Consider the following 16,063-nt stretch of genomic DNA (forward strand, 5'->3'; position numbering starts at 1 on the left):
CTGGGGTGGGATCATCCTGCCCGTCAGTGGCTACGAATGGGATGGCCGGTCGCCCCGCGTCCACCAGCCGCCCGGTTTGTCATCGGGCGGGCAGTGATGCGGCCCATCCCGCCCGCGCCGCAGGCGTCGTGTTGTGTGCGACCGTTGTCTAATACAGGATCAGCAGGGCACTCGGAAGGAGCCCGACATCACCAGCGAACTCCCGCGTCTCGCGGCGGTGACCCGGCCGCACCGGGGGCCCGGCTTGGCCGGTTCCCCAGTTGTGCCGTACCCGCACGGTGGCCTGGCACGGCACGCCAACCTGCCGCCGGGCGAGCGGTTGCGGGTGCTGCTGGTGGAGGACGACGAAGGCGACGCCTTCCTGGTCGGTGAGCTGCTCGCCGAGACGAACTCGATGATCGACCTGCTGGTCGCCACCAGTCTCCGAGAGGCGCGGCAGCGAATCGGCGACGTCGACTGTGTCCTGCTCGACCTGGGCCTGCCGGACGCGCAGGGGCTGGATGGGCTGCGCCGACTGCTGGAGATGTCCAGCGGTGCTGCGGTCTGCGTGCTGACCGGCCGCACAGACGAACACCTGGGTGTGGTGGCGGTCGCCGAGGGCGCACAGGACTACCTGGTCAAGGGCCAGGTCGACGGGGTGCTGCTGACCCGGGCGCTGCGCTACGCCGTGGAACGTAAGCGCGCCGACGAGAACGCCCGCCGCTTGCGCGAGGTCGAGCTGCGCCAGGCCGAGTCGGCCCGACTCGAACGTGGCCTGCTGCCCCAGCCGCTGATGACCACCGACCAGGTGGCGGTGCACACCTTCTACCGGCCCGGCCGACACGCCGCGTTGATCGGCGGGGACTTCTTCGACGTGGTGCAGACCCACCCGGACCGCCTCGACCTGATCGTCGGTGACGTCTGCGGGCACGGGGTGGACGAGGCCGCGCTCGGGGTCGAGTTGCGGGTGGCGTGGCGGGCGCTGGTGCTCGCCCGAGTGCCGGACGACGAGGTGCTGCCCGCCCTGGAGCAGGTGCTGATGAGTGAGCGTCGCCTCCAGGAGATCTTCGCGACGGTGGCGACCGTCAGACTGGACCTGGACGCCAACCGGGCCACCGTCCGACTGGCCGGGCACCCACCACCGCTGCTGCTCTCCGGCGGCCGGGTCGCCCCGGTGCCCGCGCCCGGCGGCCGGCTGCTGGGCGTACGACCCCGCCGGCCGATCGCCTACGACCTGGAGTTCGACACCGATGACTGGTCTCTGCTGATGTACACCGACGGCCTGATCGAGGGGCGGGTGGATGCCGGCGACGAACGGCTCGACGTGCCCGGTCTCAGTGGGTTGCTGGGCGAGCCGGCCAACCGTTCGGTGTCGCTGCCCGAGCTGCCGGCCTGGCTGGTCGGCCGGGCCGAGCAGCTCAACGGCGGCCCGCTCGCCGACGACGTGGCCATGCTGCTGGTCACCCGGGGTGGTGGCCGGTGAAGCCTGTTGTCGGCGGCTGGAGTCTGCGCCGCCGGGTGATCACCCTGCTCGCCGTCGTGGGCGTGCTGCTGATCGGCCTGGCCAGCGCGGAGGCGGCGATGGCCGCCCGAAACCGCACCCAGATCGACGCCGTGTTGAACCAGACCGGCCCGTTGCGGGTGCAGTCGCAGGAGTTGCTCAACGCGCTGCTCGACCAGGAGACGGCGATCCGGGGGTACGCGGTCAGCGGTGATCCGGCCGACCTGACCCCCTACCAGGAAGGGCTGGAGCAGGAGAAGAACGTCGTCGCCTCGATGCGGACGCTGCTCGACGACTATCCACAGGTCGGCCATGAGCTGCGGGTCGTCGAGGAGCAGACGGCGCAGTGGCGGCAGTCGGTGGCGGAGCCAGTCATCACCACCACCGAGCAGAACGGCACCAGCGCCGGTCAGGCGTTGGTCACCGAACAGGCCCGGCAGCAGTTCGACCAGGTGCGATCGGCGGTGAACGACCTGCAGGAGGAGATCCTGACCGCCCGGGAGCAGACCGCCACCAACGTGCGCACCAGCAGCAACGTGCTGGTCGTCCTCCTGATCGTCGCCGCGCTGGTGGTGGTCGTGGCCGGGGCGCTGCTGGTGCTCTCCCTGGACCGGATGGTCATCCGGCCCCTGATCGGGCTGGCCGACCAGGTCCGCGAGGTCGCCGAGGGTGACTACCAGCACGGCATCGCCACCACCGGCCCGCCGGAGTTCGTTCGGCTCGGCGAGGACGTGGACGCGATGCGGCAGAAGATCGCCGCCGACCTGGCCGAGGTCCGGGCCGCCCGCGAGCGCATCGAGTGGGTCAACAGTCAGCTCCAGAAGCAGGCCGAGGAGCTGACCCGGTCCAACCGTGACCTGGAGCAGTTCGCGTACGTGGCGTCACACGATCTGCAGGAGCCGCTGCGTAAGGTCGCCAGCTTCTGCCAGCTGCTCCAGCGCCGTTACGCCGGGCAGCTCGACGAGCGGGCCGACCAGTACATCGCCTTCGCGGTGGACGGCGCGCAACGGATGCAGCGCCTGATCAACGACCTGCTGGCGTTCTCCCGGATCGGGCGGCTGACCACCGGTTTCGTCGAGGTCGACCTCAACAAGGTGATGGGCGACGTGGCCGGCCAGACCGAGGCCGCCCGGCAGTACGCGGACGCCGAGCTGACCTGGACCGAGCTGCCGGTGATCTCCGGTGAGGAACCGTTGCTCACCAACCTGCTGGCCAACCTGGTCAGCAACTCGATCAAGTTCCGCCGTCCGGACGTGCCGTCGAAGGTGCACGTCTCGGCCCGGTTGGTGGGCGCCGAGTGGGAGATCACCTGTCAGGACAACGGCATCGGGATCGAGCCGGAGTTCGCCGACAAGATCTTTGTGATCTTCCAGCGGCTGCACTCGAAGGACGCGTACCCGGGCACCGGCATCGGGTTGGCGATCGTCAAGAAGATCGTCGAGTACCACGGCGGTCGAGTCTGGGTGGACACCGACGTGCCGGAGGGCACCGCGATCCGGTTCACCCTGCCGGCACTCCCCGCGGACGTCGAAGCGGCTGCCGCTGCCGATTCCGCGGCGCAGCCGAACGCCCTGACCGTGGGTGACGTGCCGTCCCCGACCGAGGCTCCGGCAGCGTCGACGGGGCAGGCAGACGAGTCAGACCAGCCGGACCGGGCCGCCGAGGCGACGGAAAGCGGTAGAACGGGTGACATGAGGGAGACGGTGGGATGACCGCGCCGGCGGATGGCAAGAGCCCGATCGAGGTCCTGCTCGTGGAGGACGACCCGGGTGACGTGCTGATGACCCAGGAGGCGTTCGAGGAACACAAGCTGCGGAACCGGCTGAGCGTCGTCTCCGACGGGGCCGAGGCGCTCGCCTACCTGCGCCAGGAGGGCCAGTACGCCGACGCGGTGTCGCCCGACCTGATCCTGCTCGACCTCAACCTGCCCCGGCGCGACGGCCGGGAGGTGCTGGAGGAGATCAAAAAGGACGAGAACCTGCGTCGGATTCCGGTGGTGGTGCTCACCACCTCGGAGGCCGACGAGGACATTCTGCGCAGCTACCAGCTGCACGCCAACGCCTACGTGACCAAGCCGGTGGACTTCGAGCGTTTCATCTCGGTGGTCCGCCAGATCGACGAGTTCTTCGTCAGCGTGGTCAAGTTGCCGCCGCGTGGCTGACACCCTGCTGGACGACGTCGGCGACCTGCTCTGGGAGGCCGCCGACCAGGTCGTGCTGCCGCTGTTCCGCAAGCTCGACGACGATGACGTGTCGGAGAAGGCACCTGGCGAGGTGGTCACCGTCGCCGACCGCCGGGCCGAGGAGCTGCTCTCGGCGGGGCTGCGGCGACTGCGGCCGGGCTCGATGGTGGTCGGCGAGGAGGGTGTCGCCGACGATCCGGGGTTGCTGCGGCACCTGCGCGACGGCGGGGACGTCTGGCTGGTCGACCCGGTCGACGGCACCGCCAACTTCGCCGCTGGTCGCCGGCCGTTCGCCCTGATGGTGTCGCTGCTGAGCGACGGGCGGCCGACCGCCGGTTGGATCCTCGACCCGCTCGCCGACACTCTCGCCGCCGGCTGGATGGACGAGGGGACCCTGCTCAACGGCCGGCCGGTCGACGGCGCAGCCTCGGTGCCGCCGCTCGGCCAGCTGCGCGGCGCGGCGATGACCCGGTTCCTGCCGCCGGAGACCCGCGACCGGGTTCGCGCGGGCGGTCGGCGGCTCGGTGAGCTGCTGCCCGGCCACCACTGCGCCGGCCGGGAATACCTGGACATCCTCACCGGTGAGCAGCAGTTCGTCCTCTTCTGGCGCACCCTGCCCTGGGACCACGCCCCGGGCACCCTGCTGGTCCGTGCCGCCGGAGGTGTCGCCCGCCGGTTCGACGGCGTCGACTACCACCCCGCCGACGACGGGCGCGGCCTGCTCGTCGCGGCCAACGAACAGGTCTGGGCCGAGGTGCGCGACGCTCTGCTCACCACCTGATCGGCGCGCTGCGCGACCGCGTTGGGACGCTGCGTCGACATCGGGGCGGCCCGAGGGCCAGAGGGCTGGTCACCAGCCGGCAGTCCGGTATCGTGACCGGCGGTCTCCGCAAGCAGGCCGCCGACCGGCGTCGCCGTGCAGTGTTCATCGGTGGCCGGCGGTCGACGGAAGGACGCTTTCGTGCCCAGGACCAGGCTCAGCCCGCGGCTCGGTCGCCGCGCTCTGTTCGCCGTGCTCGCCGTCGTCGCCCTGGTGCTCGGCGGTGCCGCTGCGCCCGCGTACGCGGAGCCGGGCGAGGGTGGCAGCAAGAAGCTGCAGGACGCGCTGGAGCTGACCGCCCGGGGGCACATCGAGGCCAAGGCCAAGCTGGACAACTCCAAGCGTCGCCAGACGACGCTGACCGGCGAGCTGACGACGTTGGAGGGTCGGCTGGTCGGGCTCACCGCCCAGGTGGGCGAGGTGGCCGCCCAGTCGTACCGGGTGGGTCGGCTGAGCGCGGTCTCGATGCTGCTCAACACGGCCACGCCGGAGGCGTTCCTGCAACGCGCCAACGACCTCGACCTGATGGCTCAGCGGGACAGCAAGCGGCTGCGTGATCTCACCGAAGCCCGGCAGCAGGCGCAGCAGGCCAAGGTCGCCATCGACGCCGAGGTTCGCGAGCAGCAGAAGCAGCTCGCCGTGATGGCTAAGAAGAAGAAGGAAGCCGAGGAGGCGCTCGCCGAGGTCAGCTCCGGCGGCAGCAACGGTTTCAGCGGTGGCAGCTCCGCCTCGGCGAAGCCGGCACCGCGTAACTCGGACGGGTCCTGGCCGTCGGAGTCCTGCTCGGTGAAGGACCCGACCACCTCCGGATGCATCACTCCGCGCACCCTGAACGCGCTCAAGCAGACCCAGGCGGCCGGCTACAAGCGGCACGTCTCCTGTAAGCGCAGCGGCGGCAGCGGCGAGCACCCGAAGGGGCGGGCCTGCGACTTCTCGGCCGCCACGAACGGCTTCGAGGACAAGAACGCGACCGGCGGCGACAAGGCGTACGGGGACAGCCTGGCCGCCTGGCACGTGCGCAACGCCGACCGGCTGGGCGTGCTCTACGTGATCTGGTACCGGCAGATCTGGCACCCTGGCACCGGGTGGCGTTCGTACAGTGGGAGCGGCTCCCCGGCGGCATCCCACACGAACCATGTTCATCTCTCGATGTACTGACCCGAAGCACCAGCTTCGCTGCGTACCATCGCGACGATGAACTCTCCACCGTCCGACGTAGCGGCACCGCCGGCTCCCCCGGCCCAGCCCACACCGGTCACCGGCCGGGCGCTGCCCAACGGCCTGGCCGCGTTCCTGGTCTTCTTCTCCAGTGGTGCCGTACTGGTGCTGGAGACCGTCGCGCTGCGCCTGGTCGGCCCGTACGTCGGGGTGACCCTCCAGGTGACCAGCTCGGTGATCGGCATCGCGCTGGCCGCCATCGCGTACGGGGCGTGGTCGGGTGGCTGGCTGGCCGACCGGCGCAACCCGCGGGGCCTGCTGGCACCGGCGTTGGTGCTGGCCGGCATCGCCACAGCGGTCACCCTGCCCGTCGTCCGGTACGCCGGTGAGGTGCTGCGCGGTGGCGCGGCCAGCGGCATCCTGCTGTTGGTCGCGCTGGCGGTGTTCGTGCCAGCCGCGCTGCTGGCAGCGGTCACCCCGTTGGTGGTGAAACTCCAGCTCGCCGACCTGCGCCGCACCGGCCAGGTGGTCGGGCGACTCTCCGGGATCGGCACCCTGGGCGGCATCACCGCCACCCTGCTCACCGGGTTCGTGCTGGTCGCCGCACTGCGCAGCACCGTCATCCTGCTGGCACTGGCGCTCGCGCTCGGGCTGGTCGGCATCGGCCTCGGCTGGTACCTGCGCCGGCAGGAGCCCACCGAACTGCCCGGTCCGGCCCGGGCCCGGGCCGCACTGGCCGTGCTCGGCCTGGTCGGGGCGGGGCTGACCACTGTGGCACCCAACCCGTGCGACATCGAGACGGCGTACCACTGCGCCCGGGTCACCTCGGACCCGGCCCGGCCCAGCGGTCGGACGCTGCTGCTCAACTCCGCCCAGCACTCGTACGTGGACCTCGCCGACCCGAAGCACCTGGAGTACGCGTACACGAAGTGGATCGGCGCGGTCGCCGACGTCGCCGCGCCGGCCGGTCAGGGCCTGGACGCGCTGCACCTCGGCGGCGGCGGGTTCACAGTGCCGCGCTACCTGACCGCCACCCGACCGGGCACCGACAACCTGGTGTTCGAGATCGACGGCGGGCTGGTCGAGCTGGGCGAGCAGGAGCTCGGCGTACGGCCGGGGCCGCAGCTGCGGGCGGTGGTGGGTGACGCCCGGATGCTGGTCGCCGGTGAGCCGACCGACAGCCGTGACCTGGTGGTCGGTGACGCGTTCGGGCACCTGGTGGTGCCCTGGCACCTGGCCACCCGGGAGATGGCCGCCGACGTCCGGCGGGTGACCCGTCCCGGCGGCGTGTACGTCCAGAACGTCATCGACTACCCGCCGCTGCGGTTCATCCGCGCCGAGCTGGCCACGGTGGCCACCGAGTTCGGGCACGTCGCGTTGATCGCGCCGCCGGAGGCGCTCGCCGAGGAGCAGGGCTCCAACTTCCTCATCGTCGGCTCCGACGCGCCGCTGCCGCTGGAAGCCGTCCGCGCCCGGTTGGCCGAGGTGGACCCGAGGGTCAGCCTGCTCTCCGGCGCGGCGCTGACGGACTTCGTCGGGAAGGCGATGGTGTTGACCGACGACTACGCCCCGGTGGACCAACTGCTCGCCACCGCCTGAACGAGTGACATCCTGACCGATTCCGATCCTCCAGGTGTAGGCGGGCCGTTCTGGGGCAACAACGCTCACCATGGGTGGTGGGGACCGGAACGGCGCGCAGTTGCTCGATGAGCGGTACCGGCTGATCGAGCAGCTCGGCGCGGGTGGGATGTCGGTGGTCTGGCGGGGCTACGACGAGGTGCTCGGGCGCCAGGTCGCGGTGAAGGTGCTGGCCTCCCGGCTGGCCAGCGACCGAGCTTTCCGCCACCGCATCCGGATCGAGGCGCAGGCCGCCGCGCGACTCTGTCACCCCAACATCACCAACGTGTACGACTACGGCGAGTCCGAGCAGGTCGGGTTGACCGTGCCGTACGTGGTGATGGAGCTTGTCGACGGCGCAACGCTTGCCAGCCGGTTGGGCCGGGAGAGCCGACTGCCCTGGCGGGAGGCGGTGACCATCGGCGCCGAGGTCAGCTCGGCGCTGGCCACCGCGCACGCCCGTGGTGTGGTGCACCGCGACGTCACCCCGGGCAACGTCATGCTCACCTCGACCGGGGTCAAGGTGGTCGACTTCGGCATCTCCGCGCTCGTCGGGGAGAGCGAGAAGGGGCCGGACGGGGCGCTGTTGGGCACTCCCGCGTACCTCGCCCCGGAACGGTTGGACAACGGCCAGGTCTCCCCGGCCACCGACGTGTACGCCGTGGGGCTGCTGCTCTACCGGATGCTCACCGGCCGACTGCCGTGGCAGGCCAGCACGACCACCCAGATGCTGCGCGCCCACATGTACAACGAGCCGGAGCCGATGCCCACCGTCCCGGGGCTGCCCGACGAGGTGGCCGACCTGGTCGGGCGTTGCCTGGCCAAGCGGCCCGCCGACCGCCCGGCCACCGCCGAGCTGACCCGGACGCTCGCCGACGCGGCCGGGATGCTCGCGGCGGTGCCGGTCTCCCCGGCCGCCGGGCCCCTGGACCCGGCCATGCTCGGCAGTGCGCGTACCACGATCCTGCCCTGGTCGACGGCGACTGACGCGTTGCCGTTGTCGCGGACCCGTAACCGGGACCGGCGGGTCCGGCAGCGGGTGACCCGGCGTCGCCGGGTGGAGGCCGGCGTGGCCGCAGTCGGGCTGATCGCGGTCACCGGGGCGATGTGGGGGTTCACCTCGCGCAGCCCGGCCAGCGGTGGGGACCGGCCGACGACCGAGGCTCGGATGGGTCTGCCGGCGGCGGCGCCCTGCGAGGTGGCGTACGCGCTGCGCGCCGACTCCGGCACCGAGTTCGCGGCCGAGCTGACCCTGACCAACACCGGTGGCCGTGAGCTGCAGGACTGGACGATGAGCTTCACCTTCCCCGGGCAGCAGAAGGTGACGAAGGCGGAGCCCGCGCCGGTGCACCAGCAGGGGAGCACGGTGGTGATCCGTCCGGCGGCCCAGCGCACCACCCTGGCCGCTGGTGCGGCCGAGAAGGTGACCCTGACGGGTAGGTACAGCGGGGCGAACCCGTTGCCGGTGGAGTTCCGGCTCGGCGAGGCGACGTGCGGGGTCCGGGTGTCCGGGGTCGCCGGTAGTGCGCCGTCCACGGCCCCGCCGAGCAAGGCCGCCACGGTGAAGACCCCGCCCAAGGCGGCGACGGTGCGTACCGGCTCCGGTTCGGGCGGCGGTGCGTCGAAGGCCAAGCCGCCGAAGCCGCCGAAGGCTCCGGGGAAGCCGAAGGCCGCGGGTGGTGGTCCGGGAAAAGCGGGAAGGTGACCAAGGGGCCGGGTGGTCACCGGAAATGACGAGTGACCCGGCGCGTCAGGTCAGCGCATTCCGGCGAACCGCTGCACCTGGTCGATCCCACCCTCGACGATGAGCACCCCACCCTGAGGAAGCGCCGTGTCCTCGGACGCGTACCGGAAGCGTTCTCCGGGCAGTTTGGCGCCGACCACGCGTAACCCGTAGCGCTCCTCCGGTCGCAGGTCGAGCAGGGTGCGCCCGACCAGGGATTCCGGCACCCGGACGGTGGCGATGGCGAAGTCATCGTCGAACTCGATGAAGTCGAGCAGCCGGCTCACGATCAGGTGGGCGAGCCTTTCCCCGGTCTCCGCCTCCGGGAAGATCACGTGGTGCGCGCCCACCGACGCCAGGATCTTGGCGTGCTTCTGCGAGGTGGCTCGGGCCCAGATCTGCGGCACCCCCAGCTCGACCAGTGCCAGGACGGTGAGCACGCTCGCCTCCACCGAGGCCCCGATGGCCACCACCGCCCGTCCGAAGCCGGCGATGCCCAGTTGTCGCAGCGCACCCTCCTCGGTCGAGTCGGCCTGGACCACCCGGTCGAGCTGCGCCGACCAGCGCTGCACCTTTGTTGGGCTGCGGTCGATGGCCAACACCTCGTGGTTCATCCGGTTCAGCGACCCGGCCAGGTGGCAACCGAACCGACCCAACCCGATCACCACGATGCCGCCGTTGTCCGCGCGTCTAGCCGACATCTCGGCCCTCCTGCCTGCTAGCCGACAATTGGTTGCTCCTGTGGATAGCGGTAGAGCTTGCGTCGGGTGTTCAGGGCGATCGCCGACCCCAGGGTGAGCGTCCCGACCCGTCCGATGAACATCAGCACGGTCAGCGTCAGTTGGCCGCCGGCCGGCAGGTCGGCCGCCAACCCGATGGTCAGACCGGTGGTGCTGAACGCGCTGGTGACCTCGAACAGGGCCGCGACGAAGCGGACGCCCTCGGTGAGCAGCAGCAACAGCATGGTTCCGGCCGTCACCAACGCGACGCTGAGCAGCGCCACGGCGAGCGCCTGCCGCTGGCTCGCGGTGGCCACCCGCCGGTGCCCGATCGTCACGTCGGGCTGACCGCGCAGCTCCGCCCAGATGGTGAACGCCAGCAGGAAGAACGTGGACACCTTGATGCCTCCGGCCGTGCTGGCGCTGCCGCCGCCGATGAACATCAACACGATCAGCAGGGGGTAGCTCTCCTCCTGGAGGGCGGCGATGTTCAGAACGCTGTAGCCGCCGGTGCGGCTCAGTGCGATCTGGGTGAACGACGCGAGGATCTTGCCCGGTACGTCGTACTGGCCGATCGTCTGCGCGTTGGTCCACTCGGCGGCGAGCAGGCCGGCGAAGCCGACCAGCAGCAGCACCGCGCTGCCCCAGATGGTCAACTTCGTCGCCACCGCCCAGCGCGCCGGCTCACGCCACTCGCGGACCGCCTCGAACAGCGCGGGAAACCCGAGACCGCCGATGATCGCGCCGGTCGCCAGGGTCAGCGACACCCACGGGTCACGGTTGAAGGCCAGCAGGCCGTCGGTGTAGAGCGCGAAGCCACCGTTGTTGAACGCCTGCACGGCGTGGAAGACGCCCGACCAGAGGGCCCGCCCGAATGGGTAGTCGTAGGTCAGCCAGAGCCGACCGGCGACCAGCACTGTCATCACCGCTTCGCAGGCGAAGACGGTCAGCGCGATCCGGCGGAGCAACCGGCCCACCTCGGCGATGCCGAACTCCGCCGTCTCGGCCTGCACCAGCAACCGGTTGCGCAGCCCGAGCTGACGGGAGACCACCAGGATGACCAGAGCCGCGACGGTGAGGATGCCGAGGCCGCCGAGCTGGGTGAGCAAGGTGATCACCAGCAGTCCCCAGCCGGACCAGTAGTTCGGCGTGTCGGTGATCGCCATGCCGGTGACCGACACGGCCGAGGTGGCGGTGAACAGCGCGGTGACCACGGGTGGGCGCTGATGCTCGACGGTCGCCCAGCGGGCCATGAGCAACCCGGTCCCGAACAGGATCGGCACCAGGAACGCGAACGGCACCAGCCGCACGGGATTGCGGAGAAACCGGCGCACCAGACAATCTTCCTGTCCGCCCGCGGCGCCGGAGTGGGAACGGGCATTCCGGAGATTCAGCTGCCGCCGCCGACGGTGCCCGGGCGCGGCGGTCCGCGACAGCCCACGGCGGCCACTGCGGCGTCCCTGCGACTGAGCGAATGGGGCGAATGGCGCGGGGCGACACACGGCTCGGGTGGTCCGTGGGGGTTCGGGCCATCGAGAGGGCGGGCTCCCGGCTGGTAGTGCGGCCCGTTGTAACCCCCGGCCACCTCATTCCTGTTACTTGTGTGTTTCCGCCACATAGCTCGTGGGTGACGTCACTTCTAGCGTGAGCCGTCACGAAGAAGTTCTCTCCCTCCGAGTCCTCATGTGGAGTCGCAATGACGGTCCGGACGACGCGGCGGGTGTTCCTCTCCGCCGCCACGATGATGGCCGCGGCGTTGGCCGCCACGGCCTGTGGCAGCCCGCAGGACACCGCCACCGGCGGCGGCGACAGTGCCGCACCGGTCAAGGTCGGCCTGGTGTACTCCCAGTCGGGAGCCCTGGCCAGCTACGGAAAGCAGTACATCGAGGGGTTCAAGGCGGGGCTGGACTTCGCCACCGAGGGCACCGGCAAGGTCGGTGACCGGAAGATCGAAGTGACCGAGGTGGACGACGCGGGCGACCCGGCCAAGGCGGTCTCCGCGGCGAAGGACCTGATCGGTAAGGGTACGAAGATCATCGCCGGTTCCACGGCTTCCGGCGTGGCGTTGCAGGTCGCGCCGATCGCGGCGCAGAACAAGGTCCTGTTCATTTCCGGGCCGGCCGCCACGGACGCGGTGACCGGCGCGAACAAGTACACGTTCCGCTCCGGCCGGCAGTCCTACCAGGACGTGGTGACCGCCAAGTCGTTCATCGGCGACCCGACCGGCAAGAAGGTGGTGGTCTTCGCCCAGGACGGCGCGTTCGGCGACGCCAACGAGGCGGCCGTAAAGGCTGTCATCGGTAGCGCGGGCGCCACCGTGAGCAGCGTCCGGGCCCCGGCCAGCGCCACCGAGTTCACCCCGTTCGCCAGCCAGATCAAGGCCGCCAAGCCGGACCTGCTCTTCGTCGCCTGGGCGGGCACCACCGCCCCGGCCATGTGGCAGACCCTCGACCAGCAGGGCGTGCTGTCGTCCACCACGGTCGTCACCGGCCTGGACATCCGCGCCTCGTGGCCGACCTTCGGCGCCGCCGGCGCGAAGATCTCCTTCCTGTCGCACTACTTCGACGGTGCCAGCGACACCGAGGCCAGCAAGGCGCTCAAGGCCAAGGTGAGCACCATCGAACTCTTCCACCCGGACGGCTTCGCCGCCGCCCAGATGGTGGTCCGCGCGGCGCAGGAGGGCGGCGACGACGTCGACAAGATGGTCACCGCCCTGGAGGGCTGGAGCTTCGACGGGGTCAAGGGCAAGATGACCATCCGGGCCGCTGACCACGCCCTGCTCCAGCCGATGTACCAGGCCAAGCTGACCGGCAGCGGCACCGCCTTCACGGCGACCGCGCAGAAGAGCCTCACCGGTGACGAGTCCGCGCCGCCGGCCGTGGCGATGAAGGGCTGACCAATGCTCGCCACCCGCGGTCTGACCTGGCGGATCGGTGAGGTCGCCATCGTCGACAGCGTCTACCTCGACCTGGCACCCGGAGAGTTCCTGGGCGTGATCGGGCCGAACGGCGCCGGCAAGACCTCACTGTTCAACCTGATCACCGGCCTGCGTCGGGCCACGGAGGGCCGGATCACCCTGGACGGGCAGGACATCGGGGCGCTCGCGCCGCACCGGCGGGCCCGCCTCGGTCTGGGCCGTACCTTCCAGGCGTCCTCGGTCTTCGGCTCGCTGAGCGTGCGGGAGAACGTCCGGCTCGCCGTGCAGGCGCACCGCGGGGGCTCGATGGCACTGTGGCGGCGGGCGGCGGCCGATCGCGAGGTCGCCGCCGCCGCCGACGCGGCGCTCGACCGGGTCGGTCTCGCCCACCGGGGTACGGCCCTCGCCGGCACCCTGGCCCATGGTGAGAAGCGCAAGCTGGAGATCGCCCTGCTGCTCGCCGGTGAACCGCGGGTGATGCTGCTCGACGAGCCGATGGCCGGGGTCAGCGCCGAGGACGTGCCGGAACTGGTCGCCGTCATCAAGTCGTTGACCGGTGACGGCGGCCGGGCGGTGCTGATGGTCGAGCACCACATGGACGTCATCCTGGAGTTGGCCGACCGCATCGCCGTCATGCACCACGGCGCGCTGCTGGCCTGCGACACCCCGGAGACGGTGATGGCCAACCCCACTGTGCAAGAGGCCTACCTGGGGGAGTCGCTCTAATGGAACCGATCCTCAGTGTGCAGGACCTGTCGGTCCGGATCTCCGGGCTGCACATCCTCCAGGGGGTGTCCTTCACTGTCGCCCCGACCGGCGTGACAGTCCTGCTCGGCCGCAACGGCGTCGGCAAGACCACAACGCTGCGCGCGATCGTCGGCCTCACCCCACCCGCCGGAGAGGTCCGCGGCACCATCCGGATGGGCGCGCAGAGCCTGCTGGCCCGGCCCACCCACCGGCTGGTCCGCGGTGGGCTCGGCTACGTGCCCGAGGACCGGTGCGTGTTCGCCGGCCTCACCGTCGCCGAGAACCTGCGGCTCGCCGAGCGGCGCGGCACCACTCCGGCGTACGACAAGGTTTTCGCGCTCTTCCCGGAGCTGGACCGGCGCGGACGGCAACGGGCCGGTTCGCTCTCCGGCGGGCAGCAGCAGATGCTCGCCATCGGTCGGGTGCTGCTCAACGACAACCGGCTGCTGCTCGTCGACGAGCCGACCAAGGGGTTGGCGCCGAAGGTGGTGACCGAGGTGGCCGAGGTGCTGGAACGGGTGGCGGAGTCGGTGCCGGTGCTGCTCGTCGAGCAGAACCTGGCAGTCGTACGCCGACTGGCCCGCGACGCGGTGGTGTTGGCCGCCGGCAAGGTGGCCTGGACCGGTGACGCCGGCGAGTTGTTGCTGGAGACGGCGCTGACGAAGTCCCTGCTCGGGGTGGGTACCGGTGAGGCGCACCGCCCGGCCGGCGCGGACCGGGCTGCCGTGGCCGGAAAGGACGCAGGCTGATGGGGACCGTGATCCTGTTGGCGTTGACCGGGCTCGGCCTGGCGGCGCTGTACTTCCTGGTCGCCTCCGGCCTGTCCCTGGTCTTCGGCCTGGCCGACGTGCTCAACTTCGCGCACGGGCTGTTCCTGGGCGTCGGCGCGTACGGCACCTGGTGGGCGGCGGGCAACCTGCCGGGCGCCGGTGGCGACGGGTTCGGTTTCGTGTTCGCTGTCGCCTTCGGGGTGGCCGCCGGCACGCTGGTCGCGATTCTGGTCGAGCTGGTGCTGATCCGCCCGCTGTACTCCCGCACCATCGAACAGGTGCTGGTCACCGTCGGGCTGTCGCTGGCCGGGGTGGCGTTGCTCCAGGCCACCTGGGGCGCGGACGCCCGACCGTTCCCGCGTCCGGACTGGACCCGGCAGGTGACCGGGATCCTCGGCGCTCAGGTGCCCAACGGCGGCCTGCTGCTGATCATCGCGGCGGTGCTGGTGCTCGGCGCGATCCTGGCGTTCCTGCGCTGGACCCGGTACGGCCTGGTGATCCGGGCCGGAGTGGAGAACCGGGAGATGGTCACGGCCCTGGGCATCGACGTCCGCAAGGCATTCACGCTGGTCTTCGCCATCGGTGGGGCGGCCGCCGCACTTGCCGGCGCGCTCGGCGGGGTCTACTTCGGCACCGTCTCGCCCGGACAGGGCGGCTCGCTGCTGATCTTCGCGTTCATCGTGGTGGTGATCGGCGGGATGGGCTCGGTGGTCGGCTCCGCGTACGCGGCGGTCGTGGTCGGGCTGGTGCAGCAGTTCGTCAACTATTACGGCACGTCCGGGCTGGGCGACATCTGCGTGGTCGGGCTGCTGGCCGTGGTGCTGCTGCTGCGCCCGCAGGGCATCGCCGGGAAGGTGGCAACGGCATGACGCTCCTCGACGTAACACCCGCACCCGCGCCCACCGCGCCGCGACCGGGCCGGGTGCACCGGGTACGCCCGTTCCTGCCGTTGGTCGCGCTGGTGGTGCTGGCGATCCTGCCGTACTCGACGATCTCCCTGCCGGGGATCTTCGAAGGGCCGGTCAACTCACCCGGCACCCTGCAACTGCTCGCCATCTGCCTGATCTTCGGCGGGTTGGCGGCCGGGTACGACCTGCTCTTCGGCCGGACCGGGATGCTCTCCTTCGGGCACGCGCTGTACTTCGCCGCCGGCGTCTACGGCACCGACATCCTGGTCACCCGGGCTGGTCTGCCGCTGTGGCAGGCGGCGCTGCTGACTGTCACCGGCGGCACCATCCTGGCGGCACTGCTCGGCGCGGTCGCGCTGCGGACGGTCGGCATCGCGTTCGCCATGGTCACGTTGGCCTTCGCCCAGGTGGGCGCGATCCTGGTGGCACGGGACTTCGGCGGGCTCACCGGTGGCGAGGAGGGTCTGCCGCTGGACGTGTCCGGGTTGCCCGCCGGGCTGGTGGGGGTGACCAACACGGTCAACCTGTACTGGTTGGCGCTGGCGTACCTGACCCTGGTGGTCTTCGTGGTGCACCGGGTGAGCGGGTCGCCCACCGGGCGGGTGCTCGCCGGGCTTCGCGACGACGAGCGGCGGATCGGCGTGCTCGGGCTGGACCCGTACCGCTACAAGCTGGTGGCGTTCACCCTGGCTGGCGGGTTGGCGTCGGCGGGCGGCGTGGTCTACGTCCTGATCGTCGGCGGCGCCTCGCCGCACATCACGTCCTCCGAGCTGACCCTGTCGCTGCTGGTGATGGTGGTGCTCGGCGGGCCGGGCACCCGGTGGGGGCCGGTGCTCGGCGGCGTCCTCTACATGTACCTGGACCACCGGCTCACCGCGTTCGGCACCAGCGACGCGGTGGACAACCTGCCGGCCGTGCTCAGCCGTCCGCTGAGCCAGCCACTCTTTGTCCTGGGCACGGTCTTCATCCTGGCCGTCTACTTCTTCCCCGGAGGCCTGACCATCCTGGCACCCCGCCTGAAC

General features: G+C 70.9%; 14 protein-coding genes. 12 read left to right on the forward strand and 2 right to left on the reverse strand.

The genetic code is table 11. The annotated features are described in order from the left end of the window. The first annotated feature begins 262 nt into the window (after positions 1–262). The 7 genes from DLJ59_RS02645 (at position 263) to DLJ59_RS02675 (ending at position 8,962) form a co-directional block, all read left to right on the forward strand. Positions 263–1,462 (forward strand): PP2C family protein-serine/threonine phosphatase, encoded by a 1,200-nt coding sequence (locus DLJ59_RS02645; RefSeq protein WP_124770918.1) that lies wholly within the window; start codon positions 263–265, stop codon positions 1,460–1,462. After that, positions 1,459–3,192 (forward strand): sensor histidine kinase, encoded by a 1,734-nt coding sequence (locus DLJ59_RS02650; RefSeq protein WP_124770919.1) that lies wholly within the window; start codon positions 1,459–1,461, stop codon positions 3,190–3,192. The genes DLJ59_RS02645 and DLJ59_RS02650 overlap by 4 nt, the downstream gene beginning before the upstream one ends. After that, positions 3,189–3,641: a response regulator gene (locus DLJ59_RS02655; RefSeq protein WP_124770920.1), complete on the forward strand. Its 453-nt coding sequence runs from the start codon at positions 3,189–3,191 to the stop codon at positions 3,639–3,641. Before DLJ59_RS02650 ends, DLJ59_RS02655 begins: the two co-directional genes overlap by 4 nt. Continuing rightward, complete coding sequence (locus DLJ59_RS02660) at positions 3,634–4,443, forward strand: inositol monophosphatase family protein (protein ID WP_124770921.1); 810 nt, start codon at positions 3,634–3,636, stop codon at positions 4,441–4,443. The genes DLJ59_RS02655 and DLJ59_RS02660 overlap by 8 nt, the downstream gene beginning before the upstream one ends. Before the next feature lie 180 nt (positions 4,444–4,623). Next, positions 4,624–5,640: a coiled-coil domain-containing protein gene (locus DLJ59_RS02665; RefSeq protein ID WP_124770922.1), complete on the forward strand. Its 1,017-nt coding sequence runs from the start codon at positions 4,624–4,626 to the stop codon at positions 5,638–5,640. Positions 5,641–5,676: 36 nt separating this feature from the next. Continuing rightward, complete coding sequence (locus DLJ59_RS02670) at positions 5,677–7,239, forward strand: fused MFS/spermidine synthase (protein WP_124770923.1); 1,563 nt, start codon at positions 5,677–5,679, stop codon at positions 7,237–7,239. A gap of 70 nt (positions 7,240–7,309) precedes the next feature. After that, a complete protein-coding gene (locus DLJ59_RS02675) occupies positions 7,310–8,962 on the forward strand; it encodes a serine/threonine-protein kinase (RefSeq protein WP_124770924.1) in 1,653 nt (550 codons plus the stop codon). A gap of 50 nt (positions 8,963–9,012) precedes the next feature. Here the strand turns inward: DLJ59_RS02675 and DLJ59_RS02680 are convergent, their stop codons facing one another. Both DLJ59_RS02680 and DLJ59_RS02685 read right to left on the reverse strand, forming a co-directional pair. Further along, the gene (locus tag DLJ59_RS02680; protein ID WP_124770925.1) at positions 9,013–9,681 is read right to left on the reverse strand and encodes a potassium channel family protein; all 669 of its coding nucleotides are present in this window, start codon (positions 9,679–9,681) and stop codon (positions 9,013–9,015) included. A gap of 17 nt (positions 9,682–9,698) precedes the next feature. Beyond that, entirely contained in the window at positions 9,699–11,033 is a 1,335-nt protein-coding gene (locus DLJ59_RS02685) for a TrkH family potassium uptake protein (protein WP_124770926.1), read from the reverse strand. Positions 11,034–11,395: 362 nt separating this feature from the next. Here DLJ59_RS02685 and DLJ59_RS02690 point away from each other — a divergent pair, with 362 nt between their 5' ends. From DLJ59_RS02690 to DLJ59_RS02710, 5 genes are all read left to right on the forward strand, one after another. Next, the gene (locus DLJ59_RS02690; protein ID WP_124770927.1) at positions 11,396–12,595 is read left to right on the forward strand and encodes a substrate-binding domain-containing protein; all 1,200 of its coding nucleotides are present in this window, start codon (positions 11,396–11,398) and stop codon (positions 12,593–12,595) included. 3 nt (positions 12,596–12,598) lie between these two features. After that, the gene (locus tag DLJ59_RS02695; RefSeq protein ID WP_124770928.1) at positions 12,599–13,342 is read left to right on the forward strand and encodes an ABC transporter ATP-binding protein; all 744 of its coding nucleotides are present in this window, start codon (positions 12,599–12,601) and stop codon (positions 13,340–13,342) included. Continuing rightward, the gene (locus DLJ59_RS02700; RefSeq protein ID WP_124770929.1) at positions 13,342–14,112 is read left to right on the forward strand and encodes an ABC transporter ATP-binding protein; all 771 of its coding nucleotides are present in this window, start codon (positions 13,342–13,344) and stop codon (positions 14,110–14,112) included. The genes DLJ59_RS02695 and DLJ59_RS02700 overlap by 1 nt, the downstream gene beginning before the upstream one ends. Beyond that, positions 14,112–15,002, forward strand: coding sequence for a branched-chain amino acid ABC transporter permease (locus DLJ59_RS02705; protein ID WP_124770930.1), 891 nt, complete (start codon positions 14,112–14,114; stop codon positions 15,000–15,002). Before DLJ59_RS02700 ends, DLJ59_RS02705 begins: the two co-directional genes overlap by 1 nt. After that, on the forward strand, positions 14,999–16,063 hold a 1,065-nt coding region (locus DLJ59_RS02710; protein ID WP_148096923.1), incomplete at its 3' end, for a branched-chain amino acid ABC transporter permease. The genes DLJ59_RS02705 and DLJ59_RS02710, both read left to right, overlap by 4 nt.

Source organism: Micromonospora inaquosa, assembly GCF_003857055.1.
In the GTDB taxonomy this organism is placed as follows: Bacteria; Actinomycetota; Actinomycetes; order Mycobacteriales; family Micromonosporaceae; genus Micromonospora; species Micromonospora inaquosa.